Raw genomic sequence first — 19,703 nt, 5'->3', positions numbered from 1 at the left:
AGGATCGGCATGGTACGCTCAAAACCCTCGCCCCGGCAGAGGCCGGAAACCGAGGGATGTTTCACCGGTTGTCGGGAAAAAAGCGGCCACGACCGGCCGGAGGCCGGCCGCGACCAGGACTACATCACATATGAATCAGTCTTTGGCATGACACTTGTTGCACAGGACCCGCTGGAACGGGGCGAAATTGGTGGGAGGTCTTCCATAATACGCCTGCTGCGTTTCGGCAACGGTCCGTCCCTGGGCCTGGGCCGCGTTGGTGACCGGGTCGGGCCATACCGGGTTGCCTGCCGCATCGGCAACGGTCATGAACTCGTTGCCGAGACCGTACCGCATCATGCTGTCGAAGCCGGACGCGTGGGCCCGGTGACAGGAAAGGCACATGACCCGGTCCGTGGAGATGGGGCCGGCAGTGGACGTGGTCTGGGTCTTGAGCGCGTTCAGGTCGTGGGTGTTGTCGCTCTGGAACGGAACCAGCGAGCTGAACGACGCGGCCACGGAGCCCGACAGGTCGCCCGACTTCTTGTACGAGTTGTAGATCTGGGTCACGTAGGGGCCCAGGTTCTGGTCGGCCGGGTGGACCAGGGTGCCGAAGGTGGTGTGCATCTGGCCGTGGCAGTTGGCGCACCAGAGGGACATGCTCCGGCCGTAGGCGACCCGCGTGTCGCTGGTGGCTTCCGAACGGTTGTAGCTGTTGGGGGCCACGGCATAGGGTGCCGCGAACGCGAAGGCATCGCCGCTGGAGAGGGACTTGGGCTTGTACCCGGCCCCGCCCAGGAGACGATAGACGCCAACGGCAGTGGTTGCGTCCGGAACGGCGCCGTAGGAGCCGGAGCTCTTGATCGGCTTGCCGGTCTTGGCCTGAACACCCAGGGAGGTGATCCGGTAGGTGCCGTGGGGGTCATGGCAACTGATGCAACTGAACTGGTTGGCCGGATAGGGGGTGTTCATGCTCCCCGGCGCCGCGGTGATGGTGCTGTCGGCCACGTAATTGTAATCGGCGGCCACGATGTTGTGCCCCTTGCGCTCGCCGTGGCTCCACTCCGTGGCGGCGCCGGCGCGCGGCACCCAACTGTAGGTCTTCTTGAGCCAGCCGAAATCGCCGCCCGGAGTGAGCTGGAGCGGCGGGGAACCGGCGGGCATGTCGGATTCTGCGGTACTGATGTGGTAGCTGCTGGGCCCCGTGTCACCGGCATGCTGGTGACAGTTGAGGCACGACGAGCTCTGGTCCGTTCCCTGGAGCAGATAGGGGCCGGTGGTGAACTGGGCCGTGGCGGCGTTCATCTGCTGGCCGCCCAGGGAGTTGTGCATGGTGTGGCACCCCTCGCACTCTGCCACGCCACCTGAGTGGAAAGCCCATCCCGTGCCGGTTGCGCCGAGAACCAGAAGCGCTGCTGCGGTGACGGGAAGAGTCTTGAAGCGTTTCATACAATACCTCCTGGCGATCTCTGTCGGACTCCGGTTGGCGGTAAGGAGGTGCCGGGGCCCCCTTTCAGGCGGACCCCGGCGGAATCACACAACAACAGATGGTGACAAGATTAGTCCTTGGCGTGGCACTTGTTGCAGAGCGCGCGCTGGTAAGGAGCAAACTTGTCGGCAGTGCGGCCATAGTAGGCAGCAGTCATCTCGTTGACCGTCCGGCCCTGGAGGGACGAAGAAGCGCTCGGGTCGCCCGTGCCGTACACCGAGTTGCCGGAGGCATCGGCGATGGTGGTGAACTCGTAGGCCAGGTTGAAGCGGGTCATGCTGTCGAAGCCCGAAGCGTGAGCGCGGTGGCAGGAGAGGCAGTTCACGTTGCTGGTGGCGTCGGCGCCGGTCAGCACGCTGTCGTTGATCTGAGCGTGGGCCTTGAGCACGGTGTAGTCAGCAGTGCCTTCCTCGAACGGAGCGAGGGACAGGTACGCGGAAGCCTGGGTACCGGTCAGGTCGCCGGACTTCTTGTAGGAGTTGTACAGACCGGCGATGGTGGCGCCGAACTTGGCCCCGTTGCCGGCCGGGTGGCGCAGGTTGGTCGGGTAGCTGCTATTGTGGATGTCGGTGTGGCAGTTGGCGCACCACTCGGACATGCCCTGGCCGTAGGCAACGCGGGTCTGGTTGGTAGCTTCCGTCCGGTTGTAGGTGGACGGAGCAACAGCGGCCGGAACCTGGTTGGCAAAGGCATAGGAGCCGCTCAGGGACTTGGGCTGGTAGCCGGTGCCGCCCAGGATGCGGTATGCGCCAACGGCGCCCCAGGCAGTGGGGTCGGCGCTGCTGTTGTAGGAACCGCTGTTCTTGATGGGGAGGCCGGTGGTGGCAATGCTGCCGTCAACAAAACGGCGGTACTTGCCGTGGGGATCGTGGCAGCTCGAGCAGTGGAGCTGGTTGGCCGGATAGGTGCCGCCCGGGGCCGTGGTCAGGGTGGCGTCGGCAACATAGTTGTAGTCGCCGGCCACGACGTTGTGACCCTTGCGCTCGCCTTCGCTCGTGTTGAGGCCACGAACGTTCCAGGTGTAGGTCTTCTTGAGCCAGCCAAAGTCGCCGCCCGGGGTCATCTGGAGCGGAGCGGTACCGGCGGGCATGTCGCTCTCAGCGGTGGAGATGTGGTAGCTGGAAGGACCCGTGTCACCGGCTTTCTGGTGGCAGTTCAGACAGGACGAGCTCTGGGTGGCGCCCTGGAGCAGCATGGGGCCGGTGGTGAACTGGGCAGTGGCGCCGTTCATCACTTGGCCGCCCAGCGAGTTGTGCATGGTGTGGCACCCTTCGCACTCGGCAACGCCGCCGGAGTGGAACGCGAACGCCGCGGGGGCGCTCATGAGAAGAGCTGCTGCTGCCACGGAAAGACTTACTTTCATCCCCTTTTTCATCATTTCCTCCATTTGGTTGGTTTCTCCGGCAACCCGGCCGTCCCGCTCCTGCGGCACCCGTCGGCTTTGTGTCCCCACCTTGCGATGGGTTTACTCTTTTCGGAGGAAATTTGGTTTCGCCTTTCGGCTCGTGTGTGTTGTGCCTGCAATGCAATACAAAATGGTCTTCAGTGCATCCCCAGCGTTGTGTGGTCCCTCCACCTCCCTTCCAAGGCGGGATGCCGGCCTGAGTTACGACTCCCGTTCAGTCGCGTGTCACCTTGAATACACTTACTCCGCGCTTGCCGAGCTGACCCACGTACAGCTTCCCCTCGGCATCGATTGCCAGGTCGTCGGGGCCCACCAGACTGCCGGGGGCATCGCCGCGACCGCCGAACTCGTAGATGAACTTGAACTGCCGGTCAAACACCAGGATCGCGCACCTGAGCTTGTCGGAGATGTAGTAGTTGCCCAGGCCGTCCGCCGTAATCCCCGTGGGGACACCGAACTTGCCCGGCGCGCTGCCCCGCTTGCCAAAGGAGTCCACTTTGCCGTCCGCCGCGACCCTGAACACCTTGCCGGTGACCGGCGAGGTGAAGAGCACGCTGCCGTCCGAATCAAAAGCCACTGCGCCGATGCCCGTGTTGAGGCGGTCTTCCTCGGTTACGCCCGCTGCTTCGGCCAGGTCCATGTGCTTGACGTAGTTCCCTTCCGGATCGAGCATCACGACCATCATGGAACCCAGGCTCACCAGGCAGATCGTGCCGTCCTTCAGGATGAGCCGGTTCGGCTTGAACGCGGCCAGCTTCTCGGGCAGTCCCTTGAACTCGATGGGCTTGATGGGTTCCGCCCGGTAGTTGCAGAGGGTCAGGCCGGGCGTGCCGTTGTTGTAGGCCAGGACCAGGATCCGCCCCTGCTCGTCGATGGCGGCGTCGTACACGATCCCGGACTCCATGGTGTTGGTGAACCGGTAGACTTCCATGCCGCTGTTGTTGAACACCTTGACCGTTTCGCCCGAGATCACATAGGTCTCGCGGGCCGTTGCGTCCAGGGCGATCTTGGCCAGGCTGTACGGAATCGTGCCCGTGAAGTCCGACAGGTTGTACAGATACGTAACCTTGAATTCACCCGTGCTCGCATTGGTGGGTCCACCCATGAGAACGGCGGCGAGAATGACCAGAAGTGCCACGTGCCGGTTGCCGGTCCGTTTCATTTGGGTTTCAATATGTTTGCATAGATGATTAATCAAGTTTTGCCTCTAGCGACTGCCAGCAAAATGTGTTTGTTTTCTAGTGAGTTAGCACAGCGCATGCCTAAGCGGTTTTTAATTATGGTAACAAAATCGTATCTAGCGATAATTGTTCGTTTTTTAAAAAAATTAAGATATTTTTTTTAAATCAACCGGGCACATCGTGGTCATTTGGCGAAAACGCACTGCGATTTCACCGTAACGCCGGTGCCGGATCGGTTCATGCCGCACAACCCCTTGTTCTGACTGGATTCCGACGGGTCCGCCCCGGTGGCCGGAGGTATCCGTGAAGTCACCGGCAGGGATGGGCCAGGCGTAAAACCGGGCCGGGACACTTACGCATGCAGGGAAGAGAACGCGGGATCGGCCCGCGGCCAGGGATCGGCCCGCAGCCAGGGATCGGGGACCGCCGCAGGGGCGGGCGGCGGGGAAACGGAGTGCGGACGGTGCTTCGGGGGGAGAAGGGTAATCCTGAAAACGGCAATGGGAATAACACAGAGCAGCAGAGCAGCAGATAAATCACTACGTTAACCCGATATCTCGCCTACCCCGCCGGGGTGTTGCCGAATGGATGTAAAATAATGTCCCGCTCAGCTTCGATCTTCCGCCAGAGCACGTTACCCTTTGAAAATGGGGAGTTAGAGGGATTTGCCTTTGAGCTTTCGCGACGAAATCCCCCCTGCCCCCCGTTCTCAACGGGGGGGTGACATCCAAGCGGAAGATCAGCGCTAATCAGGAAGAATCTTCTTCTCAGATGCTACTGCCGTTGCTCCGTTGCCCTGTGTTTCAAGTGCGTTTTCAGGATAAGGGGGGGTTCGTTAGGGAATGTTACACGTTTCAGAGGTGTTTCCGCGGGATGTGATGACAGGGTGCAGGGAGTGCCGCATCCATATATCAGAATATGAATGTTTGGATTTTAATATGTTAGTGCATTCCTGATCATAAATTAAATTTCGCTTATCGCTATTTCACTTATGGCTTTCGACCGACCGGCCGCTGGAAAAGTGTATCATGTAACACAGGTGTTAAGAAACATATGTGTTACATGATACACCCTAAACAGCTACTCGTCGTGAACAATATTTAATTCATTGAGTTTACGGTACAACGTGATGCGGCTGATGCCGAGCAGACGCGCGGCCTTTGCCTTGTTGCCCCCGGACTTTTCCAGGGCTTTCCGGATCGCCTGCAGGGTGGTCTCCCGCTCGGTGGCCGGTTCATGGCCGTGGATCTCATGGTGTTCCATGAAGTCAGAAGGCAGGTGTTCCTGGGTGACCAGGCCGGAGGTGCAGACGATGCACGCGTGTTCGAGCACGTGCTCCAGTTCGCGGACATTGCCCGGCCAGGGATAGGACATGAACACCTTCATGACCTCGTCGGACACCGCGCTGACGTCCTTTTTGAACTTGCCGCGGAACTTGGCCAGGAAGTGTTCCACAAGCAGGGGGATATCCTCGCGCCGTTCCCGCAGCGGCGGGATGTGAATCCGGACGACCTTCAGGCGGTAGAAGAGGTCTTCCCGGAACTGGCCGAGCCGCACCTTTTCCGCCAGATCGACGTTGGTGGCGGCGATGACCCGCACATCCACCTTGAGGGGGGTGGAGTCCCCCACCCGCTCGAATTCCCTCTCCTGCAGGACCCGCAGCAACCGCACCTGCATCCCCGGCGAGATGTCGCCGATCTCGTCCAGGAAGATCGTGCCGCCGTCCGCCTTCTGGAAACGGCCCATCTTGTCCTTGATGGCGCCGGTGAAGGCCCCTTTCACGTGGCCGAACAGCTCGCTCTCCAGCAGCGGTTCCGCCAGGGCGGAACAGTTGACCTTGACAAAGGGCTTGGTGCTCCGGCCCCCCTTGTAGTGCAGGGCCGCCGCCACGAGTTCCTTGCCGGTGCCGCTCTCGCCGGTGACCAGCACGGTGGTGGGGACATCGGCCAGGGACTCGACAAAGGCGTAAATCTCCTTCATGCGGGGGCTGCTCCCCACCAGGTTGTGGAACGTCTCCCGCCCCTCGAAGCTCTTTTCCAGGTCATCCAGGCGCGTTTCGTCGCGCACCACCATGACGGCCCCGGAAAAGGTGCCGGTCCGGTCCACCAGGGGGGAGGTCTTGAGGCTCACCACGCGCTTTTCGCTCCCCCCGACCACGCATTCGGTCCGCTGAGTCTCCACCGGCCGCTTGGTCTTGAGGGTTTCCGTGAGCGCATGGAGGAACGCGCCGTTCCCCTCCCCCGGCACGTAGCGCCTGCCGATGGATTCGGCGGCGAGGCTGAAAAAGTATTTCCCGGCCTCGTTGTAGGCCACCACGTTCATGTCCAGGTCCACGGTGAGGATGGCATCGTCCACGCTCTGGAAAATGGCCTCCAGGTTGGTCCGGTACTTCTCCCGCTCCTCCATGAGATCCTTGTGGTCAAGGGCCATGCGGGCCACCCGCAACAGGGCGTCGCGCTTGACCGGCTTGGGGAGATAGTCGAAGGCCCCGAGCCGGACGGCGTCGGATGCCGTCTCCACGTTGGGATAGCCGGTGATCATCACCACGGGGGTGGCTGGCTGGCGCTCCTTGACCTCGCGCAGGACATCGATGCCGTTATCGTTGCCCAGGATGATGTCGGTGAAGACAAGGTCATAGTCGGCGGATTCGACCTTGCCGATCGCCTCCGCGAAATCGGCCGCCGTATCGACGGCATAGCCCTCGGCCGCGAGAAAGTGCTCGAACGTGAACCGCAGCGTGTCCTCATCCTCTACTATCAGAACCCTTCTGGCCATACTCGTCCTCCCAGGTCATTACGGGCAGATCAATCATTACACGGGTGAACTCTCCCTCGACGCTTTCAACCTTCAGTCGCCCTCCATGGTCCGAGATCAGGCCGTGGCTGATGCTCAGCCCCAGGCCCGTGCCTTCAGCGGCCGGCTTGGTCGTGAAAAAGGGGTCGATGACCCTGCCGATCACGTCGCGCGGGATGCCGATGCCGTTGTCCCTGAATTCGATCCGCACAAAGACGCCGTCATCGCCGATGATTTTTTCCCCTTTGATATCGAGACGTTTGCCCCCGCCTCCGCTCGCGGGGAATTTTTTGTCCAGGGCATAGCGCGCATTGCTGATGAGGTTGAGGAACACCTGCTCGATCTGGTGCGGGTGAACCAGCAGCGCCGGCAGGTCCGGCGGCAGGTTCACGTGGAGCTGAACCCCGTCCCGCTTCAACTGGACCTTGGTCAGTTCAAGGGTATCGCTGAGGATGTCGGGCACATAGGCGGGGACCCGCTCCCTCCCCTCGTAGCGGGCAAAGGAGAGCAGGCTCCGGACGATCACGGCCACCCGTTCCCCCTCCTTGATGATCCGGTTCGCCACCCCCCGTTCCGGCTCGCTGAGGCACGGCTCCGCCGCCAGGATCTGGGCGCAGTTGATGATCCCGTTGATGGGGTTGTTGATTTCGTGGGCCACGCCGGCCGCCACCTCGCCCAGGGATGCCAGGTGCCAGGTCTGCATGGCGTCCTTCTGGATCGTCTCCTTCTCGATCTCCTTGATCCGCAGCCGCTCCAGCAGGCCATTGATCGCCTCCGCGGTTTCGCGGATCTCGTCGTTGGAGTCGACCAGCACCATGGGCAGATCGCCGTTGGACGCTCCCAACTGCCTGATCTGGCGGGTGAGGGAGAGCAGCGGGGAGATGAGGTGGCTCATGGTCATCCACATGAGCAGGGCCGCAAAGACGCCACCGCAGCCCATGATCCACCAGGAGAGCCGAACCAGGCGCTGCACGGGCGCGTAGGCCTCCTCCACCGGATAGGAGGCCGCCAGGACCCAGTCGATGCTGCCCAGCTTCTTCATGGTGGAGAGGGTCCGGCTGCCGTCCCGCAGTTCGAGCTCGCCCTGGACATTGGCGCCGGTTCTCGCCCGGGCGATGCGCTGGCTCATATGCTCGGCCTGTTTGTCCGCGGGGCTGAAGATCCGCTCCCGGACCGGATGCATGATGACCACCCCCTCGTGGTCATAGAGGCTGAAGTACCCCAGAGACCCGATCCGGGAGGTGGAGAGATCGCCCAGGAGGTTCTCCTTGTAGAGATCCGTGCTGCCGGCCAGGATGGCGATCAGCCTGCCCCCGGCGCCGAACACCGGCGCAGTGAACATCACCACGGGATGGTGCAGGGTCCGGGGGACATAGGGGGCGGAAATGACCGGCTTGCCAGTGGAGATGGTGGCCTGGAAATACTCCCGGAACGAATAGTCGCGGCCGATGCGGCTCGGCTTCCAGGCGGTCTCGGCGATCAGGTGCCCCTTGGGGTCCAGCAGGAAGGTGCCGCTGTCGAAATACATCCTGAGGAACGACCGTTCGTAGAGGAAGCGCTCCGCGGCCCGCGGATCGCGGATGACCGGCTCGGGAATGCTCAGGGCCACGGATACCAGCATCCTCTGGGCGGAGGATATCTTGAAATCCAGTTCCGACGCGGTCCGGCTCACCAGGATGATCTGCTGATTCTGAATCGACTCCTGCAACCGGTCCTTGAAATAACCGATGACGAAATAGGAGGTGGCCGGTGCAACGCCGAAAAAGACCAGCAGCACGATCGTGACGATTTTCGTTTTCAGGCTGATTTTGCGCATGGACAAAGCGGGACTCGAAATAACATTACATTTAAATACAATATATGCAAATTATAACAATACAGTTATGTGTGCCACACCCCAATGATGATAATTCACTGACAATCAGTTGCGCCGTGCAGACCCCCGTGGGTGACAAACAATATCCATGCCAGCCAACAACAAATTAACCCCGGCTAACGGCGGAAACCGTCGTTCCGAGCCACCGCTGAAATGGCACTCAACTTGAAAGCCGTGGGCAACTGCCCAGCTCCGCACACACGAGGTCACACCACCATGGACACTTCCCGCTCCCCTGCCGCGGGCGCTCACCCCCTGCTTCCACCCCTCATCCTGGCGGCGGTTGCCCTGGGGGTCTATCTCATTACCCTGGCCAACGGTTTCGTCTGGGACGACGGCTACATCATCGTGGAAAACCCGGCCACCCGCAGTTTCACCAGCCTGCGCGACATCCTCCTGTCGCCCGATATCGTGAAACCCTACTACCGGCCCCTCAACCGGGCCTCCTACCTGCTTGACTTCCAGTTGTTCGGCATGAATCCGGCGGGATTCCACGCAGTTAACATGGTGCTCCATGCGCTGAACGTCCTGCTCGTCTACCTGCTGGGGAGGCGCCTGTTCAGCGCCGGGCCGGCCGCGCTGGTGGCCGCCCTGCTCTTTGCGGTGCACCCCATCAACGTGGAGACGGTTACTTTTATCTCGGCGCGCAACAACCTGTTCGCCCTCTTCTTCGCCCTGTCCTGCTTCCTGGCGTTCCTGCGGGGGCGGGACACCGGCGGCTGGCCGTGGCACCTGGCCGGCGCGCTGCTGCTGTTCCTGGGACTCATGTGCAAGGAAACGGCTCTGATGGTGATCGTTCCCGTCTTCCTCTACGCGATCCGGCCATTTCACGGTACCGGCGACAGGGAAAGCGACCTTTTCCGGCCGGGGCTGTCGCTGCTCCCCTATATTGCCGCCATTGCCATCTACCTTCTGATGCGGTCTGCGGCCCTGGAAGGGGTGCTCGGCACCGGCATGGCAGCGGCGGAGCTTCCCCAGCGCCTGGTCCGCAATCTCTATGTCATTCCGCGCTACCTGGCCCTGTTCCTTTTCCCGGCCGGGCTCACCATCTTTCATGCGGTGCCGCCGGACTGGGCGTCGGCCCCCTGGCTCGTGCCGGCATGGCTCGCCATCGCGGCCGGCCTGTGGCTGCTCCTGCGCCGGGGCGGCCCGGCCGCCCGCTTCGGACTGCTCTGGCTGGGGGTCAACTTCCTGCCGGTCGCCAACATCGTCCCCATCCCCAGCTACCCCATGGCCGAGCGGTTCATGTATCTGCCCGCCGCCGGGTTCTGCCTGGTTGCGGGGGCCGTGCTGGGGGGGCCGCTGTTCGACCGGTGGGGGGCCCGGGCGGGCTGGGGTGTGGTGGGAAGCATCACGGTTCTCCTGGCCCTGGCGACCCTCGAGCGGAACCGCGACTGGCGCGACGACGTCAGCCTGTTCGCCAGCGTGGTCAAGACCGACCCCCGTTCTGCCGAGGGGTATTTCAATCTGGGCTCGGCCCTGATCGAACGGGGGGACACGGCAGGCGCCCGCGCGGCATGGGAGCGCGCCGTCGGGATCGACCCGCGCCACTCCGGCGCCCTGGCCCAGTTGGGGACCCTGGCGGCGCGGCAGGGGGACCTGGCCGGCGCCACGGTCCGCTACCTGGCCGCGGTCGAGGCCAATCCCGCCAATGTCATGGCCCGCTACAACCTGGGCCGGATCTATGAAATCCAGGGAAAGCCGACCCGGGCCGCGGAACAGTACGAGCTCTTCCTGCGTTACGTGCCGGTGGAGTACGGCGAGTACGTGCCCGAGGTGCAAGCGCGGCTCGCGAAGCTCCGCGCCACGGCCCCCGCCGGGGCTACGGCGGGGGCTGCCCCTGCCCCCTGACCGGAACGCCGCATTCCCCGACACCCCAACCTTCCGTCTCCGGCCGTTGCCGGCGCGGAAGCGGCACGACCGGCCATTTCGCTGCCGGCGGCCCCGACCCGGTGCCTACATGCTCAATTCACGCAGGATAGTTGTCGTGCTTCCGGCCTACAACGCCGAGAAGACGCTGGAAATGACCTACGCCGAGATTCCCTTCGAGCACGTTGACCACGTGCTGCTGGTGGACGACGCCAGCCGCGACCGGACCGCCCAGGTGGCCGAGCGGCTCGGGATCAGGACCATCGTCCACGACCGGAACAAGGGATACGGCGCCAACCAGAAGACCTGTTACCGGGCCGCCCTGGATCTGGGCGCGGACATCGTGATCATGGTCCACCCGGATTACCAGTACACCCCGAAGCTGATCACCGCCATGGCCGCCATGATCGCCTACGGCGAATTCGACGCGGTCCTCGGCTCGAGAATCCTGGGCATCGGCGCCCTGAAGGGGGGCATGCCCCTCTACAAGTACGTGGCCAACCGGGTGCTGACCCTGGTGGAGAACCTGCTGCTGAGCCACAAGCTGTCCGAGTACCATACCGGCTACCGGGCCTTTTCCCGCCAGGTGCTGGAGCAGCTCCCCCTGGACGCCAACGGCGACGATTTCGTCTTTGACAACCAGATGCTGGCCCAGATCATCTGGCACGGCTACCGGATCGGCGAGCTGAGCTGTCCGACCAAGTACTTCGAGGATGCCTCGTCCATCAATTTCCGGCGGAGCGTCATCTACGGCCTCGGGGTCCTGGGCACGGCCCTGGAGTTCAGGCTGGCGCGGATGGGCCTGATCAGGTCCGAGCGATTCACCCCCCGCAACGATCAGGCGGCGGCGCAATGACCCGCCTTTCTGCGTGCCGGGCCTGCGGCGGGCCGCTGGCCCCCTGGCTGGACAAGGTTGCCGACCCCCAGACCGGCGAACGGTTTCACCTCACCAGGTGCGGCCGGTGCGGCCTGGGGCATACGGAGCCGCAACCCGCCGACATGGCACCCTACTACGGGGCAGCCTATCACGGGGGCCGGCACGGCGTGACCGCCGCCTGGTGCGCCCGACGCCGCATCCGGTGGGTGACCGTTGCCTGCGGGGGCGATGGCGCGGGCAGGCGCCTTCTGGACGTGGGGTGCGGGGACGGGACGTTTCTCCTGGAGGCGAGACAGCGGGGCTGGCGGACGGTGGGGACCGAGCTGAACCCGGCCGCGGCCCGGGAGGCGGGGCTCGATGTGCGCCACAGCGTGGATGCCGCCGACGACGGCATCCCCTACGACTGCATCACCCTCTGGCACAGCCTGGAGCACATGACTGACCCTCGGAGGCTCCTGGCGCGGCTCGCCGCCATGCTCGGCCCCGGCGGGGTGCTGGTGGTGGCCGTGCCGGATGCCGGCGGGCTTCAATGCTGGCTTTTCGGCCGACACTGGCTGCACCTGGACGTGCCGAGACACCTCTACCACTTCAACCGCGCGGCCCTGGGGCGGCTCCTGGCCGCTGACGGATGTGCGGTTGTCCGCACCATGCACCACGAGTTCGAGTACGACCTGATGGGGTGGCTCCAGAGCGCCCTCAACGCGCTGCTGCCGGTGCCCAACATCCTCTTTGCCGCCCTGACCGGCCGGCGGCGCGGCGGGCACGACGCTCTCACCCTGATCAGCCTCCTGCTGGCGGTGCTCTTCGCGCCGGCAGCGACGCTGCTGGTGATCGGGGAAACGCTCCTGGGACGGGGCGGTACCCTGGTGATGGTTGCACAAAAAACGCCGCGCACGTGAGGGTGCGCGGCGCGGTGTCCGATCATCGCAGCGGGCGGGAGCAGCAACACCCTGGATCTCCTCGCCCGGCTCATCCCCCGGCACGTGCCGTGGGACGGCCCTTGACAACCCTCCTCTTGACAGGCAATCGGTCCTCACTATACTTCATGAGATGTATTTTATCAAACGGAGGTACGCCATGATTCCAAAAACTATCAGTGCCCAGCGCCGCCGCCTGCAACGGGCCACCGTCCTCGTGGCAGTGATGTCCGCCCTTGCCGCAACCGGCTGTTCGAAGCAGGAGGCACCCCAGGCTCCCGCACCGTCCGCCGGTGGTCCGGCCGCCATGCCCGAGGGGATGAACGACCAGCAACAGACCGCCATGGGACGGGCCATCTTCAACAAGCGGTGCGCCAGTTGCCACGGCACGGACGGCAACGGCACGGGGACCAGCAGCGGACCGGCCCTCGACCAGGCCCAGTTCAAGTACGGCAGGACCCCCGAGGCTATCAAGGAAAGCATTGTCAAGGGGCGTCCCAACGGCATGCCCGCCTTCGGGTCAGCCTTCCAGGAAATCGAAATCGACACCCTGGTCGGCTTCGTGCAGAGCCTCCACAAACAGTAGCCCCGCCACCGAAAAGGGCCACCGACTCCGGTGGCCCTTTTTCCGCCCAATCCTTCCGTTCCGCATCCGGTTACCGTGCCGTCGGCAGCCCCGCCTCCTTCCACTCGACGAACAGCGACTGGAATATTGAGGGATAGGCGAGGCCGATCAGCTTCTTGTAGGCCATGTAGCTGCGGCTGCCCGTATTGCAGTAAACGATGATCTTCTTTTCCTTGGGCAGTTGGTCGGACCGGGCCGCAAGCTGCTCGGCCGGGATATTGATGGCCGTGGGGATGTGCCCCTCCTCGAACTCCATCTCGTCCCTCACGTCGATCAGGATATAGTCCTGGCTGCCGGAGCGGATCATCCGGTCCAGCTCGGCGGCCGGAACCTTGGTCGTATCGATCTTCCTGCCGTAGCCCGCCCCCGTGACGATGGGGAGGCCCCGCTCTTCCCAGACCGGCATCCCTTCGTTATAGACGGCAATGGCGGTGTACCCCAGGGGTTCCACCTTTTTGGCCACCCGCTTGCTTTTGCCGCACTTGACGCCGTTGCAGTAGAGAACGATGAGCTTCGCCTTGTCGGCGGGGAGTTGCGCCGAAGCGCTGTCGAAGGCCTTCTCCGGCACGTTGACCGCTCCGACGATGTGCGCTTCCGCGTACTCCTCGGGGGTCCTGGCATCGATCAGCAGGAAATCCTGCTTCTCGTCGATCATGGCCTTCAGGTGGTCCGTGGTCACAACCGGGTAATCCCCGGCGGCCCGGACGGGACTGCCGGCCAGGACGCCCAGGGCCACGGCAGCGCATACCAGTGCAAACAGCGCGATTCGCCTCATCTACCTTCCTCCTTTGGGTAACCGGCCCGGATCAGCGGGCGCGGGCATCATGCCCCGCATTGGGGCTCACATACAGTTCGGTCCGTTCGCCGGGAGGCAGCCGGAAAAACGGCGTCGCTCAACGATGCAGCCGTTTCCACTCCTCCATCCCGCCCTCGTAATTGCGGGCCGGGCCCAGGCCGGCCAGTTCGTGCACCATCAGGGCGTACGCCGACCGGATTCCCCCGGCGCAGTAGTAGACAACGGGCCGGTCCGCATCGACCCCGTTCCTGGCCAGGAGCCTGCGCACCTCGGCCGGTGCCAGGGGCCGGCGTTCCTTGCCCGTGAAGAACTTGTCCCAGGGGATGTGCACCGAGCCGGGGATGCGGCCGGCGAGCCGCTCGAAAAAAGAGCGGGTATCGATGATAGCGACCGTGCCGAGCGAACGCTCCAGCTCGGCGGTGGTAATATCTTCCTCGGGCCGGACGGCAGAGCGGTACGTCAGGGTGCCACCGCTGTACCGTTCATGGCCCCGCGTGAGGGGAAGCCCCGCGGCGGTCCAGGCCTGGATGCCGCCGTCGAGCATCCGCACGGGGCCCTTGTGCCCAAGCCAGGCCAGGACCCAGGCGGCCCAGCCCTCCCCTCCCCAGCTTTTGTCCGCATCCCCGTAAACCACCACGGGAGTCCGCTCGTCGATCCCCATGGCTCCCAGGGCCCGGGCGAGGTCGCGGGGCGGCCAGAGCTTGTAGGGGACCCCCCTGTCGTCTGTCCTGGTGTAGTTCTCCCACGAAAAGGACCGGGCGCCGGGGATGTGACCCGCCTGCCAGTCGGAGCGCGGCCGGCCGTCGAGCACCACCCAGGTTCCGGCGGCGCGCGCCAGGGACTGGGGCTCCATCAGCCCGAAATCGCGGGCTGATGCGCCGGAAGCGGCAAGCACCACCACAACGGCTGCGACCAGAACGGTCAACAGAACGAAACGCCCGCGGCATCTTTCCATCAGGGAAATCCTCCTCATTTCGACATCATCCCGTGCGCTCCGCGTCGAACCCGGCCTGACCGCGCCCGGACCGGCGCAGCACACCGGCCTTCCCTGCGATCATCTGAAAACGCTCCCCCCCGGCATGCCGCTGCCAAGGATGAACAGTGCGACGGCGCAGGCGACCGCCAGCACCAGGAGGACGAGCGCGGCGCGGCTCCTGCCGGCGGGTCTGCGGGTGCCATCGGCATCGCCGCGAAAGGTCCGCTCCCGCGACGAGGCAACCGGGAGGGTGCGGCGCAACCGCCTCTTAAGCAGGAGACGGTTCAGGTAGGTCAGGGGCCCGCTGGCCACCTTGACCCTGCCCGCCAGGGCGGCCTCCGGCTCGAAGAGGAGATCCGCCACGTGGCTGGTGGGCGTGTGCGGGCCGAGAAACGAGGCGCAGCCGGCACAGTAGGTGATCGTCGTGCTGCCGCCGGCCTCTGCCGCGCGCAGGGAGGTCCACGCGCCGGCCAGGCGGGGCGCGGTGCAGCGGACCGCTCCCCCCTCGCCGCAACAGAGGGTCCGGGCGCCGTGGTGGGGCATTTCCCGAACCCTGAGCCCGGCTGCGCCCAGCAGTGTTCTCACGGCCGCGTGCACCCCGGCGTTATCGCGCGAGACGCAGGGATCGTGCACGGTCACCTCTCCGCCGGCGGCACGGGCGACGCCGATGTCCGCCCGGGCCAGCACCTCGTAAACGGTGACCACCTCCAGTTCAGGAGCATAGCGGGAGAACACCCCGTGGCAGTTGGGGCAGGCCACCAGGACGGTTTTCACCCCCTGCGCCAGGAGGTAGGCCTTCATTTCGCCGAACATGGCCGCAAAGTGCCCGGACCGCCCCAGGTCGTGGGACGGCTTGGTGCAACAGTCGAGAACCATGCCGAGGGAAGGGTCGTTGCCGCGCAGCAGGTCGAAGAGCTTCAGCGTTGTCCGGGGGCGGGTCCCCGGCAGCGCGCAGCCGGGAAAGAAGATCGTGCGGCACCCGTCGGGAAGCCCGTACCAGGTGAAAAGTCTCGATGTCCCGGCCCGTTCGTAGGACAGGAGCCCCCGGTAGGGAGACAGTTGCAGCGTGCCGGCATCGGCGGTGGCGCGCCGCATGGCAAGGAACAGGGCGGCAGGATCGACCCCTTCGGGGCAGACCGCGCGGCAGAGGCCGCACAGGCTGCACCCGAAGGGGAGATGGGACTGGTCCTGTCGCCGGGGATCAAAGGACGCTGCCAGCGCCTGTGGCGTGCCGTGCTCCCGCAGGAAGGCGCATTCGGCTACGCAGATGCCGCAGGCGGTGCAACGCGTTGCCACGTCACCGGCGGACCAGGGGGGACGGCTCATGAGCCCGATTCGCAGAGCTGGGGATGGGGCCACCCCTCCATTCCCTTTTCAAGGATGAAGAGCCGCTTCTCGTCCACACCGCGGGACTTCAGGTAGTCATAGCTGTTCTTTGCCCCGCCGCCGCCCCGGGGGCAGACGATCACCACCTCGTCGGCGGTGGCGTTGATCCGTTCGAGGGTCGCGTCGAGCCGTTTCTTGTCCTCGTCGCTCTTGACGGGATAGGCGTTGGTTTCGAGGGAGCCCTTGAAATGCCGCTTCTGGAACGACTCGGGGGTCTGGATGTCGACGATGACCATGGACTTGCCCCCTTCGACCCACTGCTTGAACGTGTCCTGATTCACGTACCGGTAATCGGCCGCCAGCGCCGCCACCGCCAAGGCCACCACCATCATTGCTGCCAGGACTACTACTCTTCTCATGCGATTCTCCTTTTTTCCGGGACCGCCCTAGGCGGTCCTCTTCATTGAACGGTGGACGATTTCGAGGAATGCCTCGACCCGGACCTTCAGCTGGCCCGTGTCCGACTCCGAATAGTCGGTTTCGATCTGGAGGAACGGCAGACCGGTCCGCTGCTGCAGATGCTTCTTCAGGACCGATGATTCAACGGCATAGGTATGGCACCCGAGCCAGGTCAGGTCCACGACTCCGTCCGCGCGGAATTCGCGCGTCAGGCGCTCCACCAGCTCCAATCGGCCGGCATTGGGCGACATGCATGAGCAGGGTACCTTCAGGTACCGTTCGGCGATGGCCCGAAGCGGGTCGCCGTCTTCCCGCACCTGCTCCACCTTCTTGTAAGCCCCGCAGCTCTCCAGGCAGACCACCGAGGCGCCGCTCTCCTCGATGATCCGGATCAGCTTTTCCGAACCGATCCCCACGGGCACGCCGGTGATCAGAATCCGCGGCGTGGATTCGGTGAAGGGCGAGATGCCCGCTGCGGCCATCTGCCGCAACTCGGCCGCGAATCGATCCACCAGCCCGATGGCTGCCCGCCGGTCCACGGAAAAGCCGCGGTTGTGAAGGACGGTCAGCAGGTCGAGCCCGCTGATGGGGGACGGGATGGCCTTGCAGACGTCCTGGAGCGCCTGGAGGGACCGGCGCTCTTCGTTCATGAGCCGGATGGCTTCGGTCAGGGCCTTGCCGGTGATCTGCACGCCAAACTCGTTCTCAAGTCGCTCCTTGAGCCGTCGGACCTCAAGGAGCCAGTATTCCAGGGCAGCCTCGTCCTGGATCTGGGGAAGCTGCATTACATGGACCGGCTTGAGCTCCCCCAGAAGCTCATACATCTTTTTCTTGCCGTCGCAGGTGGTCTCTGCCAGGAGGAAGTCGGCAAAGTGAAAATAGGGGCAGGTGTCCGTGACGGCAAACCCGTAGCTCGACTTGATGAGCGGGCAGAGATTGCGGGGCAGCACCTTCTCGGCCGCGGGGATCGGCTTCTGGCTCGTCCCGCAGAGCGACACGGGAATGGCGCCGGCCGCCAGGATCAGTTCCGTCGGCGAAAAGAGACAGTAGGTGCCCACCGCATGCCGGCCGGCTTCCCTGGCCTCCTTGAGGGCAATGAGATTGCGCTCCTTGAGGGTGGCTATCTCGACAAAGGTTTCTGAATGTATCATGGCGACAGGATGGCCTCTTTCCGGACCGGGATACTACGCATTGCAGCCGATGAGGGCGGCGCCGAGGGCGCCCACGGTCTGGGGGTCTTCCGGCACGTGCAGGGACAGCCCCAGCCGCCGGGCGATGACGCCGCTGATGGAGCCGTTGGTGGCGAGCCCCCCGGTGAAGGTAATCCCCTCGTGGGCCTCCAGCCGCCCCACCAGCCCTTCCATCCGGCGGGCGATGGCGTCGATGATGCCGGCCGCAATGGCGCCCTTGGGGGTTCCCTGGGCGAGGAGGCCGATGATTTCCGATTCGGCGAAGACCGTGCACATGCTGGTGAGCGGCACCGGTTCGCTGGACGCGGCCAGGGAGCCGAGCTCGTCGAGGGTGAGGTCGAGGATGCCCGCCATGACCTGGAGAAAACGGCCGGTGCCCGCGGCGCACTTGTCGTTCATGATGAAGTCGGACACCGATCCGTCATCGCTTACCAGGATGACCTTGCTGTCCTGGCCGCCGATATCGATGACCGCGCGGGTGTCGGGATTCAGGTACCAGGCCCCGCGCGCGTGACAGGAAATCTCCGTGACCCGTTGATCGCTGAACGGCAGGGACACCCGGCCGTAACCGGTGCCCACCACGCGGGAGACGCTCTCTTCCCGGAGCCCGGCGGACGAAAGAGCTTCGCGAAAGGCCCGAAGGCCCGCCTCGCGCGGCTCCCAGCCGGTTGGTACCACTGCCCGGCCGCGAACCATGCCGTCGAACACGACGGCCTTGGTGGCGGTGGAGCCGATGTCGATCCCGACACTCACCATATCTGCCTCCCGCCGCAGCCGCGCCGCGGCATCACACAATCAGCACCCATTACAGGCGAATGACGGAACCGGCCGTGAGCATCGCCTCGGCCGTGGTGAACATATTGGTTACCGTTCCGGCCGCGAGCTTCTCCTTGCAGTGGAAGAAGTCGAGGCAGACGCCGCAGGAAAGGACCTCCACCCCCCGGTTGCCCAGGTGCTCCAGCGCCTGAAGCACCTCCGACCCTTCGGTGGTGAGGAGCACGCCCGAGTTGAGGAACATCATCCGGTCCGGGAGACTCTCCTGGTCCAGGAGCGTGATGATGAAGTTCTTCATCAGGAGCCGGCCCAGTTCCTCGGGGCCGTCGCCCAGGCGGTCCGAGGTGATGAGCATGACCGTCCGGCCCTGCCGCGCGGGGTTCTCCGCCGGGGCTGAAGGGGCGCCCTCCCCGCTGCCGATGGTGATGGCAAAGCCGCCGTCCGCCTCCTCGACGGCCACCCGGAACCCCCGGTTGGCGGCGAAGCGGGCCACGTTCTCGCGGGGCGCCCCCCCATCGACGAGCACCCGCACGGTCTCTCCGCCCGCCTCCTCCAGCGCCCGCTTGGTGGACACCACCGGCGCCGGGCACGCCATGTTCCTGCAATCGATCGTTTTCATAGAAGCTGTAACCTTCCTACATCCAGAGGACCCAGGAGTCCTGGATGTTCTTCATGAGCCAGTCGCCGGCAGCCTTTTCCACGAAATCGAACTTGTCGCCCCCCACGGCGCCGGCATATTCGGCACACGGCGGGCAGGCGCCGAACCAGGCCCCCTTGTCCTTGAGCTTTTTCATGATGCTCTCGGCATTGCCGAACTTCTTGAAGATGGGGGATTCGATCCGCCCGGCCTTGTTGCTGTTGGCCAGATCGGCTCCTTCCAGGGTCATCCAGACGTGGACCTTGCCCCAGCCCTTGTCGGCAACCACCTGGGCCATGAGCAGGGCAAAGATGGCGCGGTTCGGATCATTGCCGCCATGGGTGATGACGATGACGTATTTGCCTTTCCCCTCCGGGTCACCCGCAAAGGCCTGGCCACCCATGAGCCCGGCAAGGCCTGCCGCGCCGAGCCCCATGCCGATGGTCCTGAGGAAGTCGCCCCTGCTAACCGCATCCGCTGCCGAAGACTCCGGGCACTCCGTTTCTTCCCTTTTCATGAGAATCCCTCCGTGAT

At 64.3% G+C, this 19,703-nt stretch carries 17 protein-coding genes and 1 riboswitch; of the genes, 4 read left to right on the top strand and 13 right to left on the bottom strand.

Annotated elements, in window-relative coordinates:
* Positions 1-135: 135 nt before the first annotated feature.
* The 5 genes from AC6CDK_RS00500 to AC6CDK_RS00480 form a co-directional block, all read right to left on the bottom strand.
* A complete protein-coding gene (locus AC6CDK_RS00500) occupies positions 136-1,428 on the bottom strand; it encodes a hypothetical protein (protein WP_039643444.1) in 1,293 nt (430 codons plus the stop codon).
* 110 nt (positions 1,429-1,538) lie between these two features.
* Positions 1,539-2,843: a c-type cytochrome OmcS gene (gene omcS, locus AC6CDK_RS00495; protein ID WP_039648128.1), complete on the bottom strand. Its 1,305-nt coding sequence runs from the start codon at positions 2,841-2,843 to the stop codon at positions 1,539-1,541.
* 24 nt (positions 2,844-2,867) lie between these two features.
* A riboswitch (cyclic di-GMP riboswitch) is annotated at positions 2,868-2,948 on the bottom strand.
* A 139-nt stretch (positions 2,949-3,087) separates the two neighbouring features.
* On the bottom strand, positions 3,088-4,035 hold the full coding sequence (locus AC6CDK_RS00490; RefSeq protein ID WP_039643442.1) for an NHL repeat-containing protein: 948 nt from the start codon (positions 4,033-4,035) through the stop codon (positions 3,088-3,090).
* Between the two features lie 1,099 nt (positions 4,036-5,134).
* On the bottom strand, positions 5,135-6,829 hold the full coding sequence (locus AC6CDK_RS00485) for a sigma-54 dependent transcriptional regulator (RefSeq protein ID WP_039643440.1): 1,695 nt from the start codon (positions 6,827-6,829) through the stop codon (positions 5,135-5,137).
* The gene (locus AC6CDK_RS00480) at positions 6,798-8,663 is read right to left on the bottom strand and encodes an ATP-binding protein (protein ID WP_039643438.1); all 1,866 of its coding nucleotides are present in this window, start codon (positions 8,661-8,663) and stop codon (positions 6,798-6,800) included. Before AC6CDK_RS00480 ends, AC6CDK_RS00485 begins: the two co-directional genes overlap by 32 nt.
* 276 nt (positions 8,664-8,939) lie before the next feature.
* Here AC6CDK_RS00480 and AC6CDK_RS00475 point away from each other — a divergent pair, with 276 nt between their 5' ends.
* The 4 genes from AC6CDK_RS00475 to AC6CDK_RS00460 all read left to right on the top strand — a co-directional run bounded on the left by AC6CDK_RS00475 (position 8,940) and on the right by AC6CDK_RS00460 (position 12,972).
* A complete protein-coding gene (locus AC6CDK_RS00475; RefSeq protein ID WP_192905278.1) occupies positions 8,940-10,574 on the top strand; it encodes a tetratricopeptide repeat protein in 1,635 nt (544 codons plus the stop codon).
* 109 nt (positions 10,575-10,683) lie between these two features.
* On the top strand, positions 10,684-11,448 hold the full coding sequence (locus tag AC6CDK_RS00470) for a glycosyltransferase family 2 protein (protein ID WP_039643434.1): 765 nt from the start codon (positions 10,684-10,686) through the stop codon (positions 11,446-11,448).
* The gene (locus tag AC6CDK_RS00465; protein WP_192905279.1) at positions 11,445-12,368 is read left to right on the top strand and encodes a class I SAM-dependent methyltransferase; all 924 of its coding nucleotides are present in this window, start codon (positions 11,445-11,447) and stop codon (positions 12,366-12,368) included. The genes AC6CDK_RS00470 and AC6CDK_RS00465 overlap by 4 nt, the downstream gene beginning before the upstream one ends.
* 178 nt (positions 12,369-12,546) lie before the next feature.
* Positions 12,547-12,972, top strand: coding sequence for a c-type cytochrome (locus tag AC6CDK_RS00460; RefSeq protein WP_039643432.1), 426 nt, complete (start codon positions 12,547-12,549; stop codon positions 12,970-12,972).
* Between the two features lie 70 nt (positions 12,973-13,042).
* Here AC6CDK_RS00460 and AC6CDK_RS00455 read toward each other — a convergent pair whose 3' ends face one another.
* From AC6CDK_RS00455 to AC6CDK_RS00420, 8 genes are all read right to left on the bottom strand, one after another.
* Positions 13,043-13,786 carry a rhodanese-like domain-containing protein gene (locus AC6CDK_RS00455; protein WP_192905280.1) on the bottom strand — a complete coding sequence of 248 codons (744 nt, stop codon included), beginning with the start codon at positions 13,784-13,786 and terminating at the stop codon, positions 13,043-13,045.
* 118 nt (positions 13,787-13,904) lie between these two features.
* Positions 13,905-14,762, bottom strand: coding sequence for a sulfurtransferase (locus AC6CDK_RS00450; RefSeq protein ID WP_226048272.1), 858 nt, complete (start codon positions 14,760-14,762; stop codon positions 13,905-13,907).
* A gap of 99 nt (positions 14,763-14,861) precedes the next feature.
* Entirely contained in the window at positions 14,862-16,142 is a 1,281-nt protein-coding gene (locus AC6CDK_RS00445) for a (Fe-S)-binding protein (RefSeq protein WP_318258651.1), read from the bottom strand.
* Positions 16,106-16,528, bottom strand: a complete 423-nt coding sequence (locus AC6CDK_RS00440; RefSeq protein WP_039643428.1) for a rhodanese-like domain-containing protein — start codon at positions 16,526-16,528, stop codon at positions 16,106-16,108. The genes AC6CDK_RS00445 and AC6CDK_RS00440 overlap by 37 nt, the downstream gene beginning before the upstream one ends.
* Positions 16,529-16,555: 27 nt before the next feature.
* Positions 16,556-17,719, bottom strand: coding sequence for a double-cubane-cluster-containing anaerobic reductase (locus AC6CDK_RS00435; protein WP_192905281.1), 1,164 nt, complete (start codon positions 17,717-17,719; stop codon positions 16,556-16,558).
* 33 nt (positions 17,720-17,752) lie between these two features.
* Positions 17,753-18,514: an acyl-CoA dehydratase activase gene (locus AC6CDK_RS00430; RefSeq protein WP_039643424.1), complete on the bottom strand. Its 762-nt coding sequence runs from the start codon at positions 18,512-18,514 to the stop codon at positions 17,753-17,755.
* A 49-nt stretch (positions 18,515-18,563) separates the two neighbouring features.
* Positions 18,564-19,151, bottom strand: coding sequence for a sulfurtransferase-like selenium metabolism protein YedF (gene yedF, locus AC6CDK_RS00425; protein ID WP_039643422.1), 588 nt, complete (start codon positions 19,149-19,151; stop codon positions 18,564-18,566).
* 16 nt (positions 19,152-19,167) lie between these two features.
* On the bottom strand, positions 19,168-19,686 hold the full coding sequence (locus AC6CDK_RS00420; protein WP_039643420.1) for a DsrE family protein: 519 nt from the start codon (positions 19,684-19,686) through the stop codon (positions 19,168-19,170).
* Positions 19,687-19,703: the final 17 nt, after the last annotated feature.

The organism is Geobacter sp. PheSNFMC (genome assembly GCF_059620965.1).
Note: the sequence above shows the minus strand (reverse complement) of the source record. Positions and strands in the feature narration are given on the sequence as shown.